This window comes from Gordonia hydrophobica NBRC 16057 (assembly GCF_001592365.1).
Taxonomy (GTDB): Bacteria; Actinomycetota; Actinomycetes; order Mycobacteriales; family Mycobacteriaceae; genus Gordonia; species Gordonia hydrophobica.
Genome location: NZ_BCWU01000001.1, coordinates 343,478 through 365,957, shown reverse-complemented (window position 1 = coordinate 365,957; position 22,480 = coordinate 343,478). Strand labels below are relative to the sequence as shown.

The window sequence follows — 22,480 nt, the reverse complement described above, 5'->3', positions numbered from 1 at the left end:
GACACACAAAAGCGGCGACGGACCTCTGCTCGTACGTCAGAGATCCGTCGCCGTGGAAAACCCCGGGATCAACTTCTCGAGGTTGCGCCCTGCACCTTCCCGACGATCCACAGCAGGATGACCGACCCCAAGATGGCGGTGAACAGCGTGAACCACCAGCCGCCGCCCGCCGTATCGAGGAAGAAACTGAGAATGAACCCGCCGAGCAGCGCACCGATGACGCCGATGACGATGTTCATGAAGAACCCCTGGCCACTCCCCTTCACAATCTTGCCGGCAATGAATCCCGCGATGGCGCCGATGACGAGGTAGGCGATCCAGCCGACGCTGGTCGTCATCGTCGAGCGCGCGAGAATCTCGTCGGCCACAAGCGTGTTCATCAAGACCTCCACTGTCGTCGATTGGTGATTCCACGCTACGACCACCACGTCGTCCCCCGAACGCAGGAACACAAAGCGTTACCTGCACGCAATCGAAAACACCCCAGAGCGGGCGCATCACCCTCGATGAAGACACAAGAACGCGCCATTGTTCCAGCGTTGGCACCGCCGATGCCGACTCGCATGGCATAGTGAGGCCAAATGGAACATGTTCTAGTGGCCCGGGTGCCCGGAACGGAGGGGCGACCGATGACTGACGTTCGAGGCGAGCCGAGCACCAAGCTGCCGCCGCGAGTACGACTTCCCGAGGTCGACGTGCCCGGCGGCACGATGGTGACGCTGCCCGGCCGCGGCGCCACCTACGTCACCGACACGCCGGGACCGACGCCCGACGCACCGCCCATCGTGCTGCTGCACGCCCTCACCACCACCGGACTGCTGACCTGGTTCCCGAGCATCCCGACGCTGGCGAAGAGGTTCCGCGTCATCACCCTCGACCAGCGCTGGCACGGACGCGGCATCAAGTCCGACGAGTTCTCGCTGCGTGACTGCGCCGACGACGCCGTCGCCCTGCTCGACGTCCTGGGCATCGAGAAGGCGATGTTCGCCGGCTTCTCGATGGGTTCGCTGGTCGCACAACGCGTCTGGCGCCAGCATCCGAGCCGAGTCGGCGGGCTGGTGCTCTGCGCGTCGACCGACGTCTTCCAGAAACGTCCCAGCGAGCGCCTGTTCCACAACGGCGTGGACCGCCTGGTCTCGCGGATCCCCGGGTTCGGCTCGCCGCGTCGCGCTGCCCGCGTCCACGCCACCCAGGTCCGCCCCGCCGACGACATCAGCCGCTGGGCCCTCAGCGAGTTCCGATCCACCTCCCCGATCGCCGTCAGCAAGGCGGTGGGCGTCATCGGCAGGCATCACACGCGGCCGTGGATCCATCAGATCGACGTGCCCACCGCCGTCGTCGTACCGTTGCGCGATCGCGCGATTCCGCCCGCCCGGCAGATGGCGATGGCGCAGCGCATCCCCGGCGCGACCCTGCACACGGTGGACGCGGGGCACTCCTGCTGCGTGATGGACGCGGACAAGTTCGTGCCGGTGCTCGCGCAGGCGTGCAGCGAGGTGCTGGCCCGCTGGAGAGACAACTGGTAGCCGTCGACTACGCGCCGACCTCGGCCATCAGATGGGCGAGCTCCGCCGGGAACTTCGCCACCAGCTTGTCGGGGTTCCGGATGCTCCGCTCGCACGCGATGATCCCGACGTGGATGAGGCCGTTGTTGGAGAGCACGGTGATGTTGACGCCCGCGCCGTGAAACACCGGGCCCAGCGGGTACATGCCGTCGATGCGCGCGCCCGCGAAGTACAGCGGGATGGGCGGACCGGGCACGTTGGAGATCACGAGGTTGTGGATCACCGGATGCTTCTCGGCCAGCCGCATCCCGGCGTAGGCGCGGACCGCGAGACCGAAGGTGCGCGGCGCGGCGAACTCGGCCCAGTCCTGCAGCGTGTCCGCGGAGATCGCGTTGTGGTGGTCCTTCGCGTTCTTGTTGTCGGCCGCGATGGACGTGAGGCGCTCCATCGGATCCTCGATGTCGGTCCCGAGGCGGGTGAACAGCGCCGAGACCTTGTTCGCGCCGCCGTCGTGCTTGGACTCCCCGCGCACCGACACGGGCACCGTCGCCAACAGCGACGACTCCGGCAGCTCGTCGCGGTCGATGAGGTATTCGCGCAGAGCGCCGCCTGCGATCGAGAGGACGATGTCGTTGACGGTCGCGCCGGTGGCGCGCCGGACCGCCTTCACATCGCTGAGGTCCATGTCGGCGGTGGCGATCACGCGATCGCCGGTGATGGTCCCGTTGAACGACGTCCGCGGCGCTGTGAGCGGCGGCGCCATGGCCGTGCCGTGCCGTGCACGGTCGATGGTCTCGGTGATCAGCCCCAACGACGGGCCGAGCATCCGCGGAATGCCGAGCGGACGGGCCAGCGTGTTGAGGACGCCGCGGCCGAACAGTTCCAGCGAACCGGGATCGCGGCCGTCCATCTCGATCACGTCGAGCTCCGGCGGCTCGGCGTCGGGCTCGAGGCTGCAGAGGTAGGAGATGAGGTTGGCGCCCGAGGCGCCGTCGACCGTCGCGTGATGCATCTTGGTGAACACGACGAGCTTCTCGCGACCGTCCGAGTCGCGGTAGCCCTCGATCACGTTCATCTCCCAGAGCGGCCGCCCGCGATCCATCGGCAGACCCGCGAGGTGTCCGCACATCTCCATCAGTTCGGCGTGACCGGCGGGCTGCGGCAGCGCCATCCGATGCAGGTGATGATCGACGCTGAAATGGTCGTCGTGCACCCACACCGGGTGTCCGAGGTCGAGCGGGACGCGGCGCACCTTGCGGGTGAACTGCGGAACCTTGCGGACGCGCTCGTCCAAGGTGGCCCGCAGCGTGGCGTAGGAGTAGCCCCCTGGCATGGTGGCCGGATCGAGCACCATCACCGCGCACACATGCATCAATTGCGACGGTGACTCCAAGTACAGGAAGCTCGCATCCAGTCCACTCAATCTCTCCATACAAGCAGGATAGCGCATGAATTAGAACATGTTCTAGTTTGGGCTCGGGTTCCTGATCACAGTGACTCCTCCGGCGTCGCACGCCGGTCCAGAAAGCGTCACCCGCGCTTGGCTTTTGCCGCGATCTACGCTGGAGCGCGTGGGAACTCGGTATCAGCACATCGTCTACGGCGACGCCCCGCTGCGTCCAGAATACGACTCCGGACCGCTCCGCGGGTACGGCGCCGGACTGGATTCGCCCGACCAGGGATCGCAGGAGGTCGGCGAGCGGGAGATCCGGATGCTGACGACCGCGTTCGCGTTCCATCTGGCGACGGTGACGCCCGCGGGCTGGCCGTACGTGCAGTATCGCAGCGGCCCGCCCGGCTTCGTCCATCACCTCGGCGGCAATCGCTTCGCCTTCGCCGACTTCCGCGGAAACCAGCAGTTCGTCTCCGTCGGCAACATGCACCACGACGACCGCGTCGCTCTCTTCGTCGCGAACTATCCACTGCGGCGACGGATGAAGGCGTTCGGGCGGGCGATCACCGTCGAAGCCGCCGACGATCCCGATCTGCTCGAGAAGCTGCGCGTGATCGACGGCGGGCAGATCTCCGCGCAGTGCGAGCGGAGCGTGGTCATCGAGATCGAGGCCTTCGACTGGAACTGCGGACGCAGCATCGTCCCGCAGTACACCTCCGAGCAGGTGCGCGAGCGGGTGGAGCCGTACATCGCGCAGATCCACTCGCTGCAGGACGAGGTCGCCGAGTTGCGGCGGCAGGTGGCCGAGCGCGACTGAACGTAGTGCCAGGAACTGCTCTCTCAGGCGCGTCCGACGGAACATTGCCGTCGAGGGGCGCTGATCAGGCAGTTTTCAGCGCTGTGTGACAGTAGCCGAGGGATCCTGAACGCGGGCCTGCCGTCGGACGTACAGTGTCGAGCTATGGCACTGCTGCATCAGGCGACGATCACCCCGACCAAACTCGACCTCATCACCGACTACCTGGACGAGGTTCCGTGGGGCGGCACCGGCGACGTGGAGATGATCGGCGGCTACCGCTTCGACGACCCCGACGGCGAAGTGGGCGTCGAGGCCCTGCTGGTCTCGCGGGACGGTCGTACCCTGCACATTCCGCTCACCTACCGGGCCGCGCCGCTCGTCGGCGCGAGCGAGTACCTGATCGCCACCATGAAGCACTCGGCGCTCGGCGACCGCTGGGTGTACGACGCCGCCGCCGACCCGGTCGCCGTGGACTGTTTCGTCCGCGCACTGCGTGGCGAGCAGGCGCAAGCCGCGCTGCAAGTCCAGAAGACCGACGGGAGCATGGTGTCGATCGACGCCCCGGTCCGCGTCCACATGGAGGGTGCGGCCGCCAGTTCGGCACTCGTCTTCAGCGACGACCTCGCCTCGCCCGTCGCCGGCAGCGCGACGCTGATCGCGGAGTGGGATGGCGGGCAGGGCGTGGTCGCCGCGTTGCGGTAGGCGCGCTTACGCGCCGAGCAGCTTGCCGCCCAGGTATTCGACCACCTTGTCCAGGCTCACGCGCTCCTGGCTCATGGTGTCGCGCTCACGGATGGTGACGGCGTGGTCGTCGAGGGTGTCGAAGTCGACGGTGACGCAGAACGGGGTGCCGATCTCGTCCTGGCGACGGTAGCGCTTGCCGATGCCCTGCGCGTCGTCGAAATCGACGTTCCAGTACTTGCGGAGCTCGGCGGCGAGGTCACGGGCCTTCGGCGACAGCTTCTCGTTGCGCGAGAGCGGTAGCACCGCGGCCTTGACCGGCGCGAGGCGACGGTCAAGCTTGAGCATGGTGCGCGTGTCGGTGCCGCCCTTGGCGTTCGGCACCTGCTCCTCGGTGTACGCGTCGCACAGGAAGGCCATCATCGACCGACCGAGCCCGGCTGCGGGCTCGATCACGTACGGCGTGTACTTCTCGCCGCTGGCCTGATCGAAGTAGATCAGGTCCTCGCCGGACGCCTCGCTGTGCGTCTTGAGGTCGTAATCGGTGCGGTTGGCGACGCCCTCGAGCTCGCCCCACGGGTTGCCCGCGAAACCGAACTTGTACTCGACGTCGACGGTGCGCTTGGAGTAGTGCGAGAGCTTCTCGGCGGGATGCTCGTAGCGACGCAGGTTCTCCGGGTCGATGCCGAGGTCGACGTACCAGTTGAAGCGGGCGTCGAGCCAGTACTCGTGCCATTGCTCGTCGTCGCCGGGCTTGACGAAGAACTCCATCTCCATCTGCTCGAACTCCCGCGTGCGGAAGATGAAGTTGCCGGGCGTGATCTCGTTGCGGAAGCTCTTGCCGATCTGCGCGATGCCGAACGGCGGCTTGCGGCGCGCGGTGGTGAGCACGTTCTTGAAGTTGACGAAGATGCCCTGCGCGGTCTCCGGGCGGAGGTAGTGCAGCCCCTCCTGATCGTCGACCGGGCCAAGGAAGGTCTTGAGCAGACCCGAGAAGGCCTTCGGTTCGGTCCACTGGCCCTTGGTGCCGCACTCGGGGCAGACCACGTCGGTCATCGGAACCGAATCGGGGTCGTCGATGTTCTTCTTGAGTGCGTACGCCTCCTGCAGGTGGTCCTGTCGCTGGCGCTTGTGGCAGTTGGTGCACTCGATCAGCGGATCGGTGAACACGTCGACATGGCCGGACGCCTCCCACACGCGGCGCGGCAGGATGACCGACGAGTCGAGGCCGACGACGTCGTCGCGCGAGGTGACCATGCTGCGCCACCACTGACGCTTGATGTTGTCCTTCAGCTCCACGCCCAGTGGTCCGTAGTCCCAGGCGGAGCGGGTACCGCCGTAGATCTCACCGCACGGGTACACCAGGCCCCGCCGCTTGGCGAGGTTGACGACAGCATCGACATTGGACTGGACAGCCACGGTTGACAGATCTCCACGACGTAGGGGTTGGACGTTGCGCAGTGCGCGACGGTAGCCGCGCACGTCGTTCTACAGGGTAGTCGGTTCCGGCAGTCCGGTGTTCGTCGCATCGTGACCACCCGCGCCCGACCGCCACCCCGGTGTCGTCCGAACGTCGTACTCGTCAGAATTGTCGTACCCGAGGGATACGGTCACCGCACTCGGCGAGGTACCCGATCTCGCCACCGTGTTCCAGGAGCCCCTCCATGTCCCGTTTCCTCCGTTCCGCTGTCGCCACCACTGCCGCCGGACTCGCGCTCGCCGCCGGCGGCGCCGTCGCCGCAGGCGCGGCAACCGCCGACTCCGAGTTCCCCACGGCAGGCGACCGCGTGCAGTACACCTTCTATAGCGATGTGAAAGTGAACGAGTCGGTCCACTGGCTAGACGCGAACAACGACTCGCAGTCGCTGACGCCGGCATCGCTCCCCAGCCTGAGCAAGGACCGGAAACTGCGCAGCGGCACCATCTCGTTCACCTCGCGGTCCACCTACCAACTGGCGGGCGCCTCCATCCAGACCAGCGGCTATTACGCCGCGTGCCAGGTGCGGGTGAACGGCGTGGTGGTCAGCAAGGACTCCGCTACCGGTCGCTACGCCGTCGCCGTGTGCTGACCCGCGTCCGCCACTAGATTGAGCGCATGTCCGACTCCCCGTTCGCCGCGCTCGACGACCACCTCACCCGTGCGGACTCCGAGGCAGTCGCCGACTGGCTCGCCGCAGTGGACGACGCGACGCGGCCTGCGGCACGCCGCTGGTGGCGCAAGACCGGACGGTCCCGAGCGCGGACACTCGTCGACACCGAGTTCGGCGAGGTCCGCGCAGTCCGGTCCATCCAACTACTGCTCGCCGTCTCGTTGGCCGACAGTCCCGAGGAGGCGGTCACCGCATGCCGCTGGCGGCTGACGCACGTGACCGTGCCCGCGGAGGCGTTGCCCGTCGCCCGCGCCCTGATCGCCCGCGGTCGGGAGTTCGCGATCGGTTTCGTCGAGACGTCGTTAGCCGTCGAACTCGGCCGCGACGGCGATCGCAGCCGACAGGAACTGGTCCAGATCGCCAGCGGCGTCGTCGAGCAGTTCGGCCTGCCGCTACCGGACGGTCGGAGCTACGTCGACGGGTGGGCCACTGCGTTGGCCTCCGCGTGGTGGCGCACGGAACGCCCCGGTCCGCCGCCCCGACTCGGTCTGCTCCGCCTGGTCGATGGCGAGCTGACCGCGACCGCCGTCGACGCCGACACCACGCTGGCCGACATGTTCCGAGCCACCCCGCGACTGCCGGAGATGCTGGAGAGAGCCGCCGGATTCCCCGGCGTGTTCTCTGCCTTGACCTCCGCCGACAAACGCCCGGGCTGGCTGTTGGACGAGGCGATCGCGGAGGTGTTGAACGACCCCGGCGTCGATCGCGCGGCGCTGGTCGCGGGCACCCTCGACGCCATGGCCGAGCCGCAGAACGCGTCGTCGTTCCGCGCGTCGATCGCGATCCTGACCGGATGCGGCTTCGGCGCGGTGGACGCCGCGACACACGAGGCCGAGATCGTGAACCTCCTGCCGACCGTGCACGGCTGGGCCGTTCCGATCCTGGTGTCGGCGATGCTGGCCGCTCAGCCCGGCGAAGGAACTCTCTTCGACCTGGGTTCGACGGTGCTGCCGCGCACCGAGAAGGCGCCGAAGAAGGCGCTCGTCGAGTACGCCCTGGCGCGACCCGAGCATCCCGACGCAGCGGCACTGCTGACGCTGGCCCTCGATCACGTGGACGGCCCACTGCGCGCCCGCGTGGCCGCCACCGTCGATGACGAGCCGGCCGACGCGGCGCGCACCGTCGGCTGGCTGCCCGACCCCATGCTGCCGTGGAGCGGACCACTCACGCCGGTGAGCGCCGACCCGGCAGGTGTTGCCGAGTTGTGGGCCGAGTCGACGTTGTACGACGGCGTCGTCCATCCGGCCTGCTGGCTCGACCTCGCGTTGCGTCTGCTGGCGCAGGGTCGTGACGTCGCCGACGCCGCCTTCACCTCCATCGCGCCCGTCGACCCCTACGAGAATCACTCGCCGGCGTTCATCATCGATTGGCTGCGGGGACGCGGCGCCAAGGACTGGTCGTGGCGACACCCCACCTTCCAGTTCGGCTGCGCACTGTTCTCCGAGGCGCTCGATCGAGGCGACGCCGCACTGCTGTCGACGCCGACCGACATCGACAACACGCTCAGCGGCGACGACCTCCGAGGCAGGCTCGGCACCTTTCGACCGGTCATGTGCGGTCCGCTGGACTTTGTTCAGATGCTGCTGCGGCTGCGCCCGGGGTCGAGCGTTCCCGCGCGACGAAAGGTGCGCGTCGAGACCCCGTCCGGCCCCGTCGACGGGATGCCACTGATGCAGCGGTGGGTCGACGGCGACGGCTTCGCCGGATGGCGTCGCTCGCAGCGCCCGCTGCCCGATTACCTGGATCTGCCCGCCGACTTCCCGCACCGACCGCTGCTCACTCAACTGTCGACCACGACGGAGCCGGTGGCCTATTACGAGGTGGCGTCGTATCTATCGGTGATGCCGCTCGACGCCGATCGCCTCGCGGCCGCGTTCGCGCAGCCGGACTCCGCACACATCAGCAGGCAGGTGCCGATCCTGGTAAACGCTCCCGGCGAGGTCGGCGACGGCGTGCTCGGTCTGCTGTTGAGCCACGTCGACCACTCGCGCGCCGACGTCCGCGAGCGTGCGGTCGACGGCCTGATTCGTCTGGTGCAATTCGGGCGGACCGATCCGAATCGGATCCGTCGTGCGCTCGTCGAGCGGTTCGACGAGAGAGATCTGTCCCTGTCTCGTCTGGCTCATGCGATCGTCGTGGCGGCCGACGCCGATGCGCTCGGCGTGCTCTGGCCCGCGTGGTTCGACGTCCTCGATCGCGCATGCGCCGCCGCTCGCAAACCCGCTGGACTGGCCGCGGCACTGCGCGTCGGCGTCGACTACGCCGCCTGCGCTGCGCGCTGGTTCGGCGACCCGATACCGCCCGCGGCACGCGTGCTCGCGACCGCGAAAGGATCGTCCGCGGCGGTGGTGGAGGCGCGCGCGTTAGTCGCCGCGGTGACCTCAGGAAAGGTGTAGTTCGACGTACGGAATGTCGTCGATGCTCAGCTCGGTGGCTTCTTCGATCACGCTCGCGAGTTGGGCGTACGCCTTCGGATGCTCGCGCCGGTAGCGGGAGAGGACGGCGGCGGACTCCTCGCGGGTGAGCGTCCGGGCGATGGCGGCACGGTTGCGGTCGAAGCCGATCCACACCCGGCAGTGCGGATCTGCCTGCAGGTTCCGGTACCACTGCGCCTTGGCGCCGAAGCCCGACGCGATGATGATCCGGTCCGTCGCCGGCCGCTCGACTGTCTCGAGTGCGACGTAGCGTGGCTGCCCAGATGTCCGCCCGAGGTGTTGCAGGAGCAGCAGCCGCCCGCCGAAGACGAACCCCAGACCCGCGCGGAACAGCGGGATCGGCGACCGGACGAACCACCGCGTCTGCAGCGCTTTCGCTCCGATTCCAGTCACCGTTTCACCGTACGCCCCGGTCAGCGACCGCAAATGAAAATCACTTCCTTTAGGATGGAGGTGTTCACGGTAGTTAGGAGCAGCGATGACCCCCACGGCGATGCCGCCGTCCCTGATCGCAGACCGTCACGCACACGGCGCCGCCAGCGAATTGCTGCGAGCGCTGGCGTCCCCGGCACGGGTCTCGATCGTCATGTCATTGCGCAACCGTCCGATGTGCGTGCACGAGCTCGTCGACGAGCTTCTCCTGAATCAGCCGCAGGTGAGCCAGCATCTGCGCGTCCTGAAGAAGTCGGGCGTGGTGATCGGGAGTCGTCGCGGTCGCGAAGTGGAGTACGCCCTGGCCGACGATCACGTCGCCCACATCGTCGTCGACGCCGTCATTCACGCCACTGAGCATCACGCGGAGGCAGTGCCATGACCGGAAGGCCCAAACCCGTCGCCGGCCAGCGATCCACCAAACAGCGCGCCGCGATCGCGAGCCTGTTGGCCGATGCCAAGCACTTCCTCTCCGCCCAAGAGCTGCACGACCGGCTGCGTGCCCGCGGCGAGACGATCGGCCTGACCACCGTCTATCGCAATCTGCAGGCGTTGACCGAGGCCGAGCAGATCGATGCCATCTGGGACGGCTCGGGCGAGACCCGCTACCGCCACTGCTCCACCGACCACCATCACCACCTGGTGTGCCGCACATGCGGAACCACCGTGGAGATCAAGGCCGACAAGGTGGAGTCGTGGGCCGAGTCGGTCGCGACCGAGCACGGGTTCTCCGACATCTCCCACACCGTCGAGATCTTCGGCATCTGCGCAGACTGCTCCGCCCGCCCGCGCGCGCAGACCCCCTGACGACGAACAGATCCCGACCGCTACCGAGATTCGCGTCCCCGTCGCACCCCGCCGAGGGCGATTCTCCCTCGGCGACCCCTGACGGGGACGTGAATCTCACTACGCGCCGCGTCTGTCGATCTCTGCAGAGCGATGGAGCGCATCCAACGAGCGGCGCGAGCGAATCCGGTGCCGATCCTCACGAGTGAACGCCCGCACATCCTCGACGATCTCGTCCCATGCGCCGATCACCTCGTGATAGGCGACGCGCATCGACTCCCATCCGTCGATCAACGACTTCCGGTCCCGCGTGTAATCGTGGCCACGGTCTTTGGTCTTGTTGTGAAACTCTTCGCTGTCGCACTCGATCAGCAGCTTTCCGATACGCAGGTCAGCATGGCCGCTGTAGATGCGATAGTCCACCGACGGCTGCACCACCACCTCGAAGCCGAGTGCACGAAACCGGACCCGAGAAATACTCTCCGTCCCCGACTGTGATCGACCGTCGACCTTCTCGAGCATGGCGTCGACGTACGCGCCGCCGTAGGGTGCGATGTCGTCGCGAAGCTCGTCCACGTCCACACCGTGCAGACTCAGGTACGAGTCGCAGACAGCGATCCAGCCTTCTTCCGCCATGCACCGCGCAGCGCACGCAAGTGCGTACACGATCGGGTCGACCGCCGTCGTGGCCGCCACCGGTCGACCCCGAAATGGACGACAGCCCATCAGGTCGCCCGGCCCACGGAGTGCCTTGGTGCGCCGAACATGAAGGGTGGCGTAGCCCGGCGGCACCCACAGACCATGCAGTCTGAGCGCCGATACGCACCCGAGAACTCCGCCGGCTCTGACGGCGGCCGCGACATCGGGATCGTGAAGGCGCTCGGCGTACCAGTCGCGCCTGAGCCGCTCGATGTCGCCCGCGTTCAGCGCCCGGCCAAGAGCTCGGTCGTCGAATCCCAACTCGACCAGTTCACGTTTCCGATGCACCCCGAAATCCCCCATGTCAATTAGACGCACGCACTGCCCGATCGGTTCCATCGTCAACCAGCAGTTGACGAAATCGACCGCGTCAACCTAGAGTTGACGCATGGCAGACAACACTCCCATCACCCCCACCGTCCGACTCGACGACCTCATCGCCGCCATCAAGAAGGTGCACGACGACCCGCTGGACCAACTGGCCGACGCGGTCCTCGCTTCCGACCATCTCGGCGAGGTCTCCGATCACCTGATCGGCCACTTCGTCGACCAGGCGCGCCGTACCGGCGCGTCGTGGACGCAGATCGGCACCAGCATGGGTGTCAGCAAACAGGCGGTCGCGAAGCGCTTCTCCCCGAAGGATCCGGGCACCGGCGACGACCTCGATCCGAGACAGGGCTTCAACAACTTCACCCCGCGAGCCCGCAACGTCGCGGCTGCCGCACACAATCATGCGAAGGCAACGGGCAGCGCGGAAGTCACTCCGCTCCACCTACTGCTCGGACTGCTCGACGACCGCGACTCGCTGGCCGTCACACTTCTGACCAAACTGGGCGCCGACGGCGACGCGCTGACCTCGGCAGCGAAGGCCGCGCTGCCGCGCGCTGGCGAGACACCCGAGCTGATCCCCTACGACGCCGACGCCCGCAAGGTCCTGGAGCTGACATTCCGACAGTCACTTCGCCTGGGCCACAACTACATCGGAACCGAGCACATCGTGCTGGCGCTGCTCGAGGTGGAGAACGGCAGCGGACCGCTGTCCGACGCCGGAATCACCTCCATCGGATTCGAAGAGCAGCTGGTCGAGATCCTGTCGCAGTTCCACACGGCGAGCGACGACTGAGAATCCTCCTGCGCTAAGCGCTGCCGAACCTCCGGTCGCGCTTGGCGTACTCCAGGCAGGCGGCCCAGAGATCGCGGCGGTCGAAGTCGGGGAACAGCTTCTCCTGATAGACCATCTCGGCGTACGCACTCTGCCACAGCAGGAAGTTCGACAGCCGCTGCTCGCCGGAGGGACGGAGGAACAGATCCACATCGGGCATGTCCGGCTCGTCGAGGTACTTCGCGAAACTCGCCTCGCTGATGCGCTCGGGATCGATCTCCCCGCGTGCCGCGCGACGCGCGATCTCCCGTGCGGCGTCGGCGATCTCCGCACGACCGCCATAGTTGACGCACATGGTCAGCGTCATGACCGAGTTGTGCTTGGTCAACTCCTCGGCGATCTCGAGTTCCTTGATCACGCTGCGCCACAGCTTGGGCCGGCGCCCGGCCCAGCGGACCCGGACGCCCATCTCGTTCATCTCGTCGCGACGACGGTGGATCACGTCGCGGTTGAATCCCATGAGGAACTTGACCTCGTCCGGACTTCGGGACCAGTTCTCCGTGGAGAACGCGTAGGCGGACAGATGCGTCACGCCCATCTCGATGCACCCGCAGACCGCGTCCATCAGGACCGCCTCGCCGCGCTTGTGTCCCTCGGTGCGCGGCAGCCCCCGCTCCTGCGCCCACCGGCCGTTCCCGTCCATCACCAGCGCGATGTGCTTGGGCACCAGCTCCGGCGGAATCTCCGGCGGGGTGGCGCCGGACGGATGCGGGTCCGGCGGACGCACCGCGACGGGAGCGGACGCGGACTTTGCGCGACGAATGAGGCGAGCCATCAGGTCCGGCCTTTCATGCGGTCTCGGTGACGGTGGTGTCGGGGCGTGCGGAACGCTCGATCAGCCTATGCGGCGCCTGCCGTTCGATGAGCGGCAAGGTCCGCAGCTGTCGTTCCAGATGCCACTGCAGGTGCGCCGCGGTGAGGCCGGTGGCCTGCCTGCGCTGAGAGTCGGTGGCGAGGGCGACGTGCTCCCACTGCCCGCGCGCCAGCGCCTCCATCAGATCCAGCACCCCGACCGACGGGGTCGCCGCCCCCGCGGGACGACAGTGCACGCACACCGCGCCGCCCGCAGCGACGTGGAACGCACGATGCGGTCCGGCCTGGGCGCACCGCGCACACACCGTCAGTGCAGGCATCCACCCGGCCGCCGACATCGCCCGCAACAGAAATGCATCGAGGATCAACTGCCGCTCCCGCCGGTCCTCGGCGAGCGCCTGCAGCGCGCCGACGGTCAACCGATGCAGGTGCTGGGCGGGCGCCCGTTCTTCGCCTGCGAGCCGCTCGGCGGTCTCGAGGACGGCGCACGCGGTGGTGTATCGGCCGTAGTCGGCGACGATGTCGTCGCTGAACGCGTGCAGACTGTCGACCTGCGTGATGACGTCGAGGTTCCGGCCGGGATAGAAGTGCACGTCGACGTGCGCGAACGGTTCCAGCCGCGCGCCGAACTTGGAGCGGGTCCGACGCACGCCCTTCGCGACGGCGCGCACCAGTCCGTGCTCGGCAGTGAGGAAGGTGATGATGCGATCGGCCTCGCCCAGCTTGTGCTGGCGCAGCACGACGCCTTCATCCCGATAGAACCTCACTGACCCATTGTGTCACCGCGTCCTGACAACTCCCAGCGGCCACGCTCAGGCGGCGCCGACGAACGCGCGCAGCTCCGCGGCGAACCGCTCGGGCTGGTCCTCGCCGATGAGAGTGCCGGAGTCGGCGACCTCCACCAGCGTCGCGTTCGGGAACTCGTCGACCATCTGCCGCGCATGCTCCACCGGCATCATCCGATCCTCGGTGGCCCACAGCAGCAGCACCGGGCGGTCGAACGAGACGACCTGCCGGTGCCAGTCCAGCAGGACGTTCGACGGCGGGGTGCCGGTCACGAACTTGCGGAGATCGCGGCGGATGGCGGCGTCGTCGAAGGCGTGGCTGAACCAGTCGTCCATCACCGCGTCCGGGATCCGCCCCTGCGCCAGTCCCCCGTACGCGGGGCGGCCGTGGCGGAACAACGACAGCCGCGTCAGGCGCGTCAGGAGCCAGGTGCCGCCGGGCACCCGGCACAGGAGCGCGGCGGGTCGGGCGGCTTTGGGCGGGAAGTTGTCGTACGCCTCGCAGGAGGCCAGCACCATGCGTGCCAGCCGCTCGTCACGTCCCTCGGAGACCACGAACTGGCCGCCGCCCCAGTCGTTGAGGATCAGCGTGACGTCGTGCAGGTCCAGTGCGTCCATGAAGTCGGCGATGATCCGCGCCTGCCCGGCGTGACTGAGATCGGCCGCCGGGTTCATCGGCTGCCGTTGCGCGCCGAGCGGCCGCGTGGGAGCGATGCAGCGGTAGTCGTCGAGCAGCGGAATCACCCGCCGCCACTGCGTCCGATTCATCAGCAGACCGTGCCCGAACAGGAGGACGGGACCGTCTCCCCCGGTGTCGAGGTAGTCGATGGTTCCCGCTTCCAGCTCAACGCTCCCCATCCATTGATCGTTGCGCAGTTCCGCGCCGATGTCGAGGGTCCGACTACTCTCGGAAGTCCATCCGTCTCGGCGACAGGAGTGGCCCCATGACCGCAGTGATCGCGCTCGGCCTCGCTTCGCGCAGCATCTACCGAGTCGACGCGGCCGACGGGACGGTGCACACCCTCCTCGCGCGCGACGGCGCCTACTGTCCGGACGGCGTCGCGGTGGTCGACGGCACCGTCTACTGGACCACGATGGGCAAGCCCGCGATCCGCCCCGGCGTGGAGGGCGAGGCGAAGTTCGACTACTCCGCCGCCGACGGCGGTCTGCACGCGATCGGGCTCGACGGCCGCGGCCGCCGCGATCTGCTGCCGCCCGGCGCCATCGTCACCGGCAAGCAGGTGGCGTCCGACGGCGTGCGCCTGTACTGGAGCGACCGCGAGGGCCGTCGGGTGTCGTCGTGTCTGCTCGACGGGTCCGACCGCGTCGAGGAGGTCGTGAACGCCCCCGAGCCCGACGGCATGGCCGACTGCGTGGGCGTCGCGGTGGATGGCGGCCACCTGTACTGGACGCAGAAGGGTCCGTCGAAGGGCGGGCGCGGGCGCATCTTCCGCGCCGGGCTCGTCGGGCCCGCAGGCCCCCGCACCGATGTGGAACTGCTGTGGGACGCGCGGCCCGAACCCATCGATCTGGCCGTGGCCGACGGCTACCTGTACTGGACCGATCGGGGCGCCGAGCCTGACGGGAACACGCTCAACCGCGCGCCGATCCCCGCGCTCGGGCAGCGGGGCGCCGAACCGGAGATCCTGGCGCGCGGGCTGCAGGAGGCGATCGGTCTGGCCGTCGACGTCGCCGCAGGCACCGCGTACGTGTCGGACCTGGGCGGCACCATTCGGGCGGTCACGCTCGACGGCACCGGCGACCGCGTGGTGGTCGATCTGGGCGAGAAGATCACCGGCATCGCGCTGGCGCCCTCCTGACCTCTCGGTGATTGACCGTGGGACCACCACCACTGGGAGACATGCCTTAGAATCCCAAGCGGCCCAACTGTTTCGGATCGCGCTGCCAGTCCTTGGCGACCTTCACGTGCAGGTCGAGGTAGATCCTGGTGCCCAGCAAGCGTTCGATCTGAGCGCGGGCGGTGGTCCCGACCTCCTTCAGTCGAGCGCCCTTGCGACCGATGATGATGCCCTTCTGCGAGTCGCGCTCCACGAAGAGGATGGCGTGGACGTCGACGAGGTCGGAGTCGTCGCGCGGGATCACCTCTTCGATGACCACGGCGAGCGAATGCGGGAGCTCGTCGCGGATGCCCTCGAGAGCCGCTTCGCGGATGAACTCGGCCATCAGCACCTGTTCGGGCTCGTCGGTCAGTTCGCCGTCGGGATAGAACGCCGGGCCCTCCTCGCAGAGGGAGACCAGCACGTCGCCGAGCACGTCGAGCTGCTTGCCGGACTTGGCCGAGCACGGCACCACTTCGGCGTCGGGCCCCATGATGGTCGACAGTTCCATCAGCCGCTCGGCCACCTTGTCCGGGCTCACCCGGTCGATCTTGGTGACGATGCCGACCTTGCGGGTGCGCGGCGTGGTCGCCATGATCTCGTCGATGATGCGCCGGTCGCCGGGCCCGATCGCCTCGTCGGCGGGGATGCAGACGCCGATGACGTCGACCTCGGAGTAGGTCTCGCGGACCAGGTCGTTGAGCCGCTGTCCGAGCAGGGTGCGCGGCTTGTGCAGCCCGGGGGTGTCGACCAGGATCAGCTGCGCGTCGGGGCGGTTCACGATGCCACGGATGGTGTGGCGGGTGGTCTGCGGCCGGTTGGAGGTGATCGCGACCTTGTCGCCGACGAGCGCATTGGTGAGCGTCGACTTGCCGGTGTTGGGGCGGCCCACAAAGCACACGAAGCCGGAACGGAACGTCCCGTCGCGGTTCGTCTCAGCAGAATCGGTCACGGCTCAGTTCTCCTTCACATGGCCGGCGGGATCGGTGACGATCACCGTCGCGGCCGGGGAAATCTCGTGCAGCAGGGCGACGCCGACATCGTCGGCGCTGCCGCCGAACAGCAGTGCCGCCTCGAATCCGGGCGCACCGCTGGCGAGAGCTGTCGCGACCGCGACCTGGAGTGCGGTCAACGTCAGGTGCGTCCGGTCGACGGGGGCGCCGGTGTACGTACGACCATCCGCGTCACGCACGGCGGCGCCCTGTCCGCCGCCGACCCGTCCGGCCGCTCCGCGCGCCAGGATCAGCAGCTTGCCGTCTTCGTCGTCAAGCGTCATCGGGCTCCTTCTCGACGTCGGCGGCCTCGACTGCGGCGGCGGCCTTCTTGGTGCGCCGCACGACGACGCTCGTGATGCGTTGGCGGCCGAGGCGGTTGGGTCCGCCCTCTGCGGTCATCCGCAGACCGTCGACCTTCACCTTGGCGCCCGGCAGCGGCACCCGTCCCAGGCGCAGCGCCAGCAGCCCGCCGACGGTGTCGACGTCGTCGAGGTCCAGGTCGATCTCGACGTCGAACAGCTCTTCCAGGTCCTCCACCGGCAGTCGCGACGAGACCCGGTAGACGCCGTCGGAGATCTCCTCGATCGGCGCGATCTCATCGGTGTCGTACTCGTCGGAGATCTCGCCGACGATCTCCTCGAGAACGTCCTCGATGGTGACGAGCCCGGCGATCCCGCCGTACTCGTCCACCAGCAGCGCCATGTGATTCCGTTTGGCCTGCATGTCGGCGAGGACGTCGTCGAGCGGTTTGGAGTCGGGCACGAACTCGGGTTCGCGCATCACGGCGTCGACGGTGATGCCGCTGGCCGCGCTCGACAATTGCGGCAGCAGTCGTTCGACGACGTCTTTGAGGTAGACCACGCCGAGCACATCGTCGGGATTCTCGCCGATGACGGGGATGCGGGAGTGCCCGGACCGGACGGCCAGGCTCATGGCCTGCGCCGCCGACTTGTCGTTCTCGATCCAGATCATCTCCGGGCGCGGGACCATCACCTCGCGGGCGTCGGTGTCGCCGAACTCGAAGACCGACTGGATCATCCGACGTTCGTACGGTTCGACGATCCCGTGCTCCTGCGCCATGTCGACCACCTCGCGGACCTCGACTTCGGTGGCGAACGGACCGTTGCGGTATCCCTTGCCCGGGGTGAGCGCGTTGCCGGTGATGATGAGGACGCGGGTGACCGGCCGCAGCAGCACGCCGACAGCGGTGAGGATCGGGGCGGCGACCAGCGAGATGGAGTACGCGTTCTGTCTGCCGAGCGTGCGTGGGCCGACGCCGACCGCGACGAACGAGACGATCGTCATCGCGACGACGGTGATCCCGATCCCCCAGCCGGTGCCGAAGGCGTTGACGGTGAGGACGGCGACGAGCGCGGTGGCCGCGATCTCGCACAGCACGCGGAGCAGGACGGCGAGGCTGACGTAGGTGGCGCGTTGGTCGACGACGACGCGAAGCCGCCGGGCACCGGCACGACCGTCCTTGAGGAGGTCGTCGATCCGTGCGACGGAGACGGTCGCGAGCGCCGCGTCGGTGGCGGCGAACAGGGCCGCGAGCGCAGTCAGCAGTGCGACGACGCACAGGTAGACGATGTCGCTGAGCATCGGCGACATTCCCTAGCGGCCCTCTCGATCGGCGAATCCGATGTCGCCCAGCAGCCGGGTGTCGCGCGCCGCCTGCTCCAGGAACCGCTTGCGGTCATCGCGCGCGGAGTACCAGTCGGTGATGATCTGCCCCTGCAGACCGAACATCTCGCGTTCCTCGTCCGGTTCGGCGTGGTCGAAGCCGAGCAGATGCAGCACGCCGTGCACGGTGAGGACGGCGAGCTCGTGCTCGAAGCTGTGCCGCTGCGACTTCGCCTGCTCCGCCGCGAACTCCGGGCAGAGCACGATGTCGCCGAGCATGGCCGGTCCGGGATCGTCGGCGTCGGGCCGCCCGCCCGGGGTGAGCTCGTCCATCGGGAAGCTCATCACATCGGTGGGGCCGGGCAGGTCCATCCACTGCACGTGCAGTTCGGCCATCGAGTCGGAGTCGATGAGCTGGATCGAGAGTTCCGCGCCCGCGTGGACCTCCATCCGACGCATCGCGAAGCGCGCCGCTTCGATGATCAGCTGCTCGGGGACGTCGACGCCCGACTCGTTGAACAGTTCGATGCTCATCGGCGACTCCCGCTCGAACGGCGCAGTCCGTCGCGCCGCATGCTCCGGTTCCCGGCTTCCTCGTGCCGGCCGTACGCTTCGACGATGTCGGCGACCAGCTTGTGGCGGACCACGTCGGCGCTGGTCAGGTTCGCGAAGTGGATGTCGTCGATCCCGTCGAGGATGCGCGCGGCCACCCGCAGACCCGACTGTTTGCCGCCCGGCAGGTCCACCTGGGTCACGTCGCCGGTGACGACGATCTTGGCGCCGAAACCGAGGCGGGTGAGGAACATCTTCATCTGCTCGGCGGTGGTGTTCTGCGCCTCGTCGAGGATGATGAACGAATCGTTGATGGTCCGACCGCGCATGAAGGCCAGCGGTGCCACTTCGATGACGCCGGCCTCCATCAGCTTCGGGATCGCCTCCGGGTCCATCATGTCGTGGAGGGCGTCGTACAGCGGACGCAGATACGGGTCGATCTTCTGGTGCAGGGTGCCGGGCAGGAAGCCGAGCTTCTCCCCCGCCTCGACGGCCGGCCGGGTCAGGATGATGCGGCTGACCTCCTTGGCCTGCAACGCCTGCACTGCTTTGGCCATCGCGAGATAGGTCTTGCCGGTGCCCGCGGGACCGAGCCCGAAGACGATCGTGTTCTTGTCGATCGCATCCACGTAGCGCTTCTGGTTCAGCGTCTTGGGGCGGATCACCCGGCCGCGTCGCGAGAGGATGTCGAGGCTCAACACGTCGGCAGGCGTCTCGGAATCACCGGCGGCCAGGATCGAGAGGCTCTGCCGGACCAGGTCCGGCGTCAGCGTGGTGCCGCCGCGGACCACGCGCATCAACTCCACCATCACACGTTCGGACGCGGCGACGTCGGCGGCCGATCCAGACAGGGTGATGCGGTTGCCGCGCACATTGATCTTGGCGGGCAGCTGTGTCTCCAACATGCGGAGATTCACGTCGGCCGCCCCCAGCAGCCCCACCGCTAAGTCTTGCGGAACCTCGATGTTCGAACTCACCACGGCGTCTGTGTTCTCGTCGCGGTTGTCGTCAGTCACTAAGATTTCTCTCCCGAGGTTGTGCGGCTGGTGTGGTGTGTACTGGTGTCGAGTCTATCGCCGCAGGTGCGACGGAGCGACCGAGTATCGGCCGAGGCGTCCTCGGCGTGCCTCGCGGCGGCCACGCGATCAGATCCCCATGACGCGCAACGTCTGCCGGTGCGCCGCCCCGCGGGTGTCGAGGAAGGCGTTGTGGCCGCCGTCGGGGAGCTCGTACAGGGCGGCGCGCTGCCCGCGTCGGACGGCGTCGGCGACGTAGTGGCGGCTCATCTCCACCGGCACCGATTCGTCGTCGACGGTGTGGATGGCGGCGACCAAAGCATCGAACGGCGCCTGGTGGGCGGGCGACGCCGCCGCGTATCGTTCGGGAGCCTCGGCGAAGCTCGCACCGAGCAGCCGTTGCACCGAGGGGCGGTCGCTGCCGCCGACGGTGAAGTCCAGGACCGCGGACTGCGCGACCACCGTCGCTATTCGGCAGGTCTGGGTGGCGGCCTGCAACTGCGCGACCGCCCAGACGGCGAGCTGACCGCCCGCGGAGTGTCCGACGACGGCGACGTTCTTCGCGTCGATCCGAATGCCCGCGATCGCGAGTTGCTCGGCCACCGGGCCGTCGAGCGCGCTGATCGCGGCGACCACGTCGCGCCCGGTGCCCGGCCAGCCGCCGCCGTCCTCCTCGACGCGGCGGTATTCCACGTTCCACACCACCGCGCCGCGGCGAGCCAGGTCGGCGGCGATGGCCGAGTAGACGATCAGCGAGAACTCCGCCGACCAGTAGCCGCCGTGCACCAGCACCACGACGGGCGCACGTTCGGCAGGCCCGACGTCGGGCAGATACAGGTGTCCGAAGGTGCTGTCGTGCTCCCCGTAGCGGATCTTCTTGCGTCGCACGATGCCGTTACCGGGCCCACCGGTCGGTGACCGCACCGAGGGCGCCCAGTGCGACGGCGCCCGCTGCCGCGGTCCGCAGCACTTCCGGACCCAGCACCACCGAGCGTGCGCCGAGCGCGGTGAGGTCGGCGATCTCGGCGTCGGCCAGCCCACCCTCGGGACCGATCACCAGAACCACCTCGGGGACGTCGTCGAAGCGGAGTGAGCGGAACGGGACCGCGCCGTCCTCGTGCAGGAGCGCGACGATTCCCCCGTCGGCCACCGCACGCGATGCGATGGCGCGGACGTCGGTGGTGTTCGCGAGGTCGGCGACCTCCGGGATCCACGCGCGGCGCGCCTGTTTGGCGGCCGTCGCCGCGGTGGTGCGCCATTTCTCGACGCCCTTGACGGCTTTGGTCCCGCTCCAGCGCGCGATGCTACGCGACGACTGCCACGGCACGATCGCGTCGACGCCCGCCTCGGTCATCAGGTCCACGGCGAGTTCGGAGCGCTCGGCTTTCGGCAGCGCCTGCACAATCGTCACGACCGGCCGGGCGCGCGCGGCGAACTCGACGCGTCCGGCGCGGACGGAGAGCCTGTCCTTGCCGTCAACGCTGAGCACCTCGCAGACCGCGGTGGTTCCGCGGCCGTCGCCCAGGATCACCGTCTCACCCGCCTTGATGCGGGTCACGGTGACCGCATGCCTGCCTTCCGGGCCGCTGACGAGTGCGACATCGCCGGCGCGAGGCACCTCGTCGACCCAGAAGAGGGGCGGCGTCATCGGCCGGCGAAGGCGTTGCGCAGTTTGGAGAACAGTCCGCCGTTCTCGGCGGACTTCGACTTCGCCGTCACCAGCTCCACCTCTTCGCCGATCGCCTCGCGGAGAGTGCGCAGCAGGTCGGACTGGTGGCTGTCGACCTTGCGCGGCACCACCACTTCGAGGTGCGCGTGGAGGTCGCCGCGGATTCCGGAGTTGAGGTGCGGCAGGCCCTGACCGCGAACGCGGACGACGGTGCCGGGCTGCGTGCCCGCGTCGACCGCGACGGTCGCGCTGCCGCCGAGCACGGTGTCGACACTGATCTCGGTGCCGAGCGCGGCGTCGACCATCGGGACGCGGACGGTGCAGTGCAGATCGTCGCCGTCGCGGACGAAGACGTCGTCGGCCGCTTCCGAGATCTCGACGTACAGGTCGCCCGCCGGACCGCCGCCCGGGCCCACTTCGCCCTGTCCGGCGAGGCGCACGCGCATGCCGTCCTGGACGCCGGCGGGGATCTTGACGGTCATGGTGCGCCGCGAGCGGACGCGGCCGTCGCCCGCGCACTTGAGGCAGGGATCGGGGATGGTCTCGCCGGCGCCGCGGCATTCGGGGCATTCGCGGACGGTCATCACCTGGCCGAGGAACGAGCGCTGCACGGCCTGGATCTCGCCCGCGCCCTTACAGGTGGCGCAGGTGACGGGCTTGGAGTCGTTGCGGGTGCCGCCACCCTTGCAGGTGTCGCAGAGGATCGCGGTGTCGACGGTGATCTCCTTGCGGGCGCCCGCCGCGATCTCCTCGAGATCGAGCTTGACGCCGACCAGCGCGGCTTCGCCGGGTCGGACGCGGCCGCGCGGACCACGACCGCCTGCGAATCCGCCGCCGCCTCCGCCGAAGAACGTCTGGAAGATGTCGCCGAGACCACCGGACCCGAACGGATCGCCGCCGAATCCCCCCTGCCTGCCGAGCGGGTCGCCGCCGGCGTCGACGATGCGGCGCTTCTCCGGGTCGGACAGGACCTCGTACGCGGTCGTGACTTCTTTGAACCGGTCCTCGGCGTCGGGGTTGACGTCGGGGTGCAGCTCGCGCGCCAGCTTGCGGTACGCACGCTTGATCTCCTGGTCCGACGCGCCCTGCGACACGCCCAGGGTTCCGTAGTAGTCACTAGCCACGGTGAATTAAGTCCTTCACAGAT

25 protein-coding genes are annotated in these 22,480 nt (G+C 68.3%); 9 read left to right on the top strand and 16 right to left on the bottom strand.

Going from position 1 to position 22,480, the window contains the following annotated elements; genetic code table 11:
• Positions 1–68: 68 nt before the first annotated feature.
• Positions 69–380: a GlsB/YeaQ/YmgE family stress response membrane protein gene (locus GH2_RS01825; RefSeq protein ID WP_066163258.1), complete on the bottom strand. Its 312-nt coding sequence runs from the start codon at positions 378–380 to the stop codon at positions 69–71.
• Between the two features lie 249 nt (positions 381–629).
• Here GH2_RS01825 and GH2_RS01820 point away from each other — a divergent pair, with 249 nt between their 5' ends.
• Entirely contained in the window at positions 630–1,526 is an 897-nt protein-coding gene (locus tag GH2_RS01820) for an alpha/beta fold hydrolase (RefSeq protein WP_066162289.1), read from the top strand.
• Between the two features lie 7 nt (positions 1,527–1,533).
• Here GH2_RS01820 and GH2_RS01815 read toward each other — a convergent pair whose 3' ends face one another.
• Positions 1,534–2,937, bottom strand: a complete 1,404-nt coding sequence (locus tag GH2_RS01815) for a WS/DGAT/MGAT family O-acyltransferase (protein WP_066162285.1) — start codon at positions 2,935–2,937, stop codon at positions 1,534–1,536.
• Between the two features lie 139 nt (positions 2,938–3,076).
• Here GH2_RS01815 and GH2_RS01810 point away from each other — a divergent pair, with 139 nt between their 5' ends.
• Positions 3,077–3,715, top strand: coding sequence for a pyridoxamine 5'-phosphate oxidase family protein (locus tag GH2_RS01810; protein WP_066162281.1), 639 nt, complete (start codon positions 3,077–3,079; stop codon positions 3,713–3,715).
• Positions 3,716–3,859: 144 nt separating this feature from the next.
• The gene (locus GH2_RS01805; RefSeq protein ID WP_066162278.1) at positions 3,860–4,399 is read left to right on the top strand and encodes a maltokinase N-terminal cap-like domain-containing protein; all 540 of its coding nucleotides are present in this window, start codon (positions 3,860–3,862) and stop codon (positions 4,397–4,399) included.
• A gap of 6 nt (positions 4,400–4,405) precedes the next feature.
• Here the strand turns inward: GH2_RS01805 and GH2_RS01800 are convergent, their stop codons facing one another.
• Positions 4,406–5,797 carry a glycine--tRNA ligase gene (locus GH2_RS01800; protein WP_066162277.1) on the bottom strand — a complete coding sequence of 464 codons (1,392 nt, stop codon included), beginning with the start codon at positions 5,795–5,797 and terminating at the stop codon, positions 4,406–4,408.
• Between the two features lie 245 nt (positions 5,798–6,042).
• On the opposite strand from GH2_RS01800, the gene GH2_RS01795 reads away from it, so the two are divergent.
• Entirely contained in the window at positions 6,043–6,447 is a 405-nt protein-coding gene (locus GH2_RS01795; protein WP_066162274.1) for a hypothetical protein, read from the top strand.
• Positions 6,448–6,473: 26 nt separating this feature from the next.
• Positions 6,474–8,924, top strand: coding sequence for a hypothetical protein (locus GH2_RS01790; protein ID WP_066162271.1), 2,451 nt, complete (start codon positions 6,474–6,476; stop codon positions 8,922–8,924).
• On the opposite strand, the gene GH2_RS01785 is transcribed toward GH2_RS01790, so the two are convergent.
• A complete protein-coding gene (locus tag GH2_RS01785) occupies positions 8,910–9,356 on the bottom strand; it encodes a nitroreductase family deazaflavin-dependent oxidoreductase (RefSeq protein WP_066163257.1) in 447 nt (148 codons plus the stop codon). The genes GH2_RS01790 and GH2_RS01785 overlap by 15 nt on opposite strands.
• A gap of 85 nt (positions 9,357–9,441) precedes the next feature.
• On the opposite strand from GH2_RS01785, the gene GH2_RS01780 reads away from it, so the two are divergent.
• Together GH2_RS01780 and GH2_RS01775 are read left to right on the top strand one after the other, a co-directional pair.
• Complete coding sequence (locus GH2_RS01780) at positions 9,442–9,777, top strand: ArsR/SmtB family transcription factor (RefSeq protein ID WP_066162269.1); 336 nt, start codon at positions 9,442–9,444, stop codon at positions 9,775–9,777.
• The gene (locus GH2_RS01775; RefSeq protein ID WP_066162266.1) at positions 9,774–10,202 is read left to right on the top strand and encodes a Fur family transcriptional regulator; all 429 of its coding nucleotides are present in this window, start codon (positions 9,774–9,776) and stop codon (positions 10,200–10,202) included. Before GH2_RS01780 ends, GH2_RS01775 begins: the two co-directional genes overlap by 4 nt.
• A 99-nt stretch (positions 10,203–10,301) precedes the next feature.
• Here GH2_RS01775 and GH2_RS01770 read toward each other — a convergent pair whose 3' ends face one another.
• Complete coding sequence (locus tag GH2_RS01770) at positions 10,302–11,168, bottom strand: hypothetical protein (RefSeq protein ID WP_244885287.1); 867 nt, start codon at positions 11,166–11,168, stop codon at positions 10,302–10,304.
• A 100-nt stretch (positions 11,169–11,268) separates the two neighbouring features.
• Here GH2_RS01770 and GH2_RS01765 point away from each other — a divergent pair, with 100 nt between their 5' ends.
• Entirely contained in the window at positions 11,269–12,003 is a 735-nt protein-coding gene (locus GH2_RS01765; protein WP_066162257.1) for a Clp protease N-terminal domain-containing protein, read from the top strand.
• 13 nt (positions 12,004–12,016) lie between these two features.
• On the opposite strand, the gene GH2_RS01760 is transcribed toward GH2_RS01765, so the two are convergent.
• From GH2_RS01760 to GH2_RS01750, 3 genes are read right to left on the bottom strand one after another with little or no spacing between them, the layout of a single operon-like run.
• On the bottom strand, positions 12,017–12,817 hold the full coding sequence (locus tag GH2_RS01760; protein WP_066162254.1) for an isoprenyl transferase: 801 nt from the start codon (positions 12,815–12,817) through the stop codon (positions 12,017–12,019).
• Between the two features lie 13 nt (positions 12,818–12,830).
• Positions 12,831–13,622, bottom strand: a complete 792-nt coding sequence (gene recO, locus GH2_RS01755; protein WP_066162251.1) for a DNA repair protein RecO — start codon at positions 13,620–13,622, stop codon at positions 12,831–12,833.
• Between the two features lie 45 nt (positions 13,623–13,667).
• Positions 13,668–14,498 carry an alpha/beta fold hydrolase gene (locus tag GH2_RS01750; RefSeq protein WP_066162247.1) on the bottom strand — a complete coding sequence of 277 codons (831 nt, stop codon included), beginning with the start codon at positions 14,496–14,498 and terminating at the stop codon, positions 13,668–13,670.
• Positions 14,499–14,584: 86 nt separating this feature from the next.
• Between GH2_RS01750 and GH2_RS01745 the strand changes: the two genes are divergently transcribed.
• The gene (locus GH2_RS01745) at positions 14,585–15,460 is read left to right on the top strand and encodes an SMP-30/gluconolactonase/LRE family protein (protein WP_066162244.1); all 876 of its coding nucleotides are present in this window, start codon (positions 14,585–14,587) and stop codon (positions 15,458–15,460) included.
• Positions 15,461–15,506: 46 nt separating this feature from the next.
• On the opposite strand, the gene era is transcribed toward GH2_RS01745, so the two are convergent.
• The 8 genes from era to dnaJ form a co-directional block, all read right to left on the bottom strand.
• Positions 15,507–16,430: a GTPase Era gene (era, locus tag GH2_RS01740; RefSeq protein ID WP_066162242.1), complete on the bottom strand. Its 924-nt coding sequence runs from the start codon at positions 16,428–16,430 to the stop codon at positions 15,507–15,509.
• A gap of 3 nt (positions 16,431–16,433) precedes the next feature.
• Positions 16,434–16,754 carry a cytidine deaminase-like protein gene (locus GH2_RS01735; protein WP_066162239.1) on the bottom strand — a complete coding sequence of 107 codons (321 nt, stop codon included), beginning with the start codon at positions 16,752–16,754 and terminating at the stop codon, positions 16,434–16,436.
• Positions 16,744–18,075, bottom strand: coding sequence for a hemolysin family protein (locus GH2_RS01730; protein WP_066163255.1), 1,332 nt, complete (start codon positions 18,073–18,075; stop codon positions 16,744–16,746). Before GH2_RS01730 ends, GH2_RS01735 begins: the two co-directional genes overlap by 11 nt.
• Positions 18,076–18,087: 12 nt before the next feature.
• Positions 18,088–18,630 (bottom strand): rRNA maturation RNase YbeY, encoded by a 543-nt coding sequence (ybeY, locus tag GH2_RS01725; protein ID WP_066162236.1) that lies wholly within the window; start codon positions 18,628–18,630, stop codon positions 18,088–18,090.
• A complete protein-coding gene (locus GH2_RS01720; RefSeq protein WP_066162233.1) occupies positions 18,627–19,664 on the bottom strand; it encodes a PhoH family protein in 1,038 nt (345 codons plus the stop codon). The genes ybeY and GH2_RS01720 overlap by 4 nt, the downstream gene beginning before the upstream one ends.
• Positions 19,665–19,793: 129 nt before the next feature.
• Positions 19,794–20,552, bottom strand: a complete 759-nt coding sequence (locus GH2_RS01715; protein WP_066162231.1) for an alpha/beta hydrolase family protein — start codon at positions 20,550–20,552, stop codon at positions 19,794–19,796.
• A gap of 7 nt (positions 20,553–20,559) precedes the next feature.
• A complete protein-coding gene (locus GH2_RS01710; RefSeq protein ID WP_066162226.1) occupies positions 20,560–21,312 on the bottom strand; it encodes a 16S rRNA (uracil(1498)-N(3))-methyltransferase in 753 nt (250 codons plus the stop codon).
• Positions 21,309–22,457, bottom strand: coding sequence for a molecular chaperone DnaJ (gene dnaJ, locus GH2_RS01705; protein ID WP_066162221.1), 1,149 nt, complete (start codon positions 22,455–22,457; stop codon positions 21,309–21,311). Before dnaJ ends, GH2_RS01710 begins: the two co-directional genes overlap by 4 nt.
• Between the last annotated feature and the right edge of the window lie 23 nt (positions 22,458–22,480).

What these genes read in the sequence shown, in the direction of transcription:
- GH2_RS01825 (WP_066163258.1), bottom strand. Translation starts at nt 380, where the DNA reads ATGAACACGCTTGTGGCCGACGAGATTCTCGCGCGCTCGACGATGACG.
- GH2_RS01820 (WP_066162289.1), top strand. Translation starts at nt 630, where the DNA reads ATGACTGACGTTCGAGGCGAGCCGAGCACCAAGCTGCCGCCGCGAGTA.
- GH2_RS01815 (WP_066162285.1), bottom strand. Translation starts at nt 2,937, where the DNA reads ATGGAGAGATTGAGTGGACTGGATGCGAGCTTCCTGTACTTGGAGTCA.
- GH2_RS01805 (WP_066162278.1), top strand. Translation starts at nt 3,860, where the DNA reads ATGGCACTGCTGCATCAGGCGACGATCACCCCGACCAAACTCGACCTC.
- GH2_RS01795 (WP_066162274.1), top strand. Translation starts at nt 6,043, where the DNA reads ATGTCCCGTTTCCTCCGTTCCGCTGTCGCCACCACTGCCGCCGGACTC.
- GH2_RS01790 (WP_066162271.1), top strand. Translation starts at nt 6,474, where the DNA reads ATGTCCGACTCCCCGTTCGCCGCGCTCGACGACCACCTCACCCGTGCG.
- GH2_RS01780 (WP_066162269.1), top strand. Translation starts at nt 9,442, where the DNA reads ATGACCCCCACGGCGATGCCGCCGTCCCTGATCGCAGACCGTCACGCA.
- GH2_RS01775 (WP_066162266.1), top strand. Translation starts at nt 9,774, where the DNA reads ATGACCGGAAGGCCCAAACCCGTCGCCGGCCAGCGATCCACCAAACAG.
- GH2_RS01765 (WP_066162257.1), top strand. Translation starts at nt 11,269, where the DNA reads ATGGCAGACAACACTCCCATCACCCCCACCGTCCGACTCGACGACCTC.
- GH2_RS01760 (WP_066162254.1), bottom strand. Translation starts at nt 12,817, where the DNA reads ATGGCTCGCCTCATTCGTCGCGCAAAGTCCGCGTCCGCTCCCGTCGCG.
- GH2_RS01750 (WP_066162247.1), bottom strand. Translation starts at nt 14,498, where the DNA reads ATGGGGAGCGTTGAGCTGGAAGCGGGAACCATCGACTACCTCGACACC.
- GH2_RS01745 (WP_066162244.1), top strand. Translation starts at nt 14,585, where the DNA reads ATGACCGCAGTGATCGCGCTCGGCCTCGCTTCGCGCAGCATCTACCGA.
- GH2_RS01735 (WP_066162239.1), bottom strand. Translation starts at nt 16,754, where the DNA reads ATGACGCTTGACGACGAAGACGGCAAGCTGCTGATCCTGGCGCGCGGA.
- GH2_RS01730 (WP_066163255.1), bottom strand. Translation starts at nt 18,075, where the DNA reads ATGCTCAGCGACATCGTCTACCTGTGCGTCGTCGCACTGCTGACTGCG.
- ybeY (WP_066162236.1), bottom strand. Translation starts at nt 18,630, where the DNA reads ATGAGCATCGAACTGTTCAACGAGTCGGGCGTCGACGTCCCCGAGCAG.
- GH2_RS01710 (WP_066162226.1), bottom strand. Translation starts at nt 21,312, where the DNA reads ATGACGCCGCCCCTCTTCTGGGTCGACGAGGTGCCTCGCGCCGGCGAT.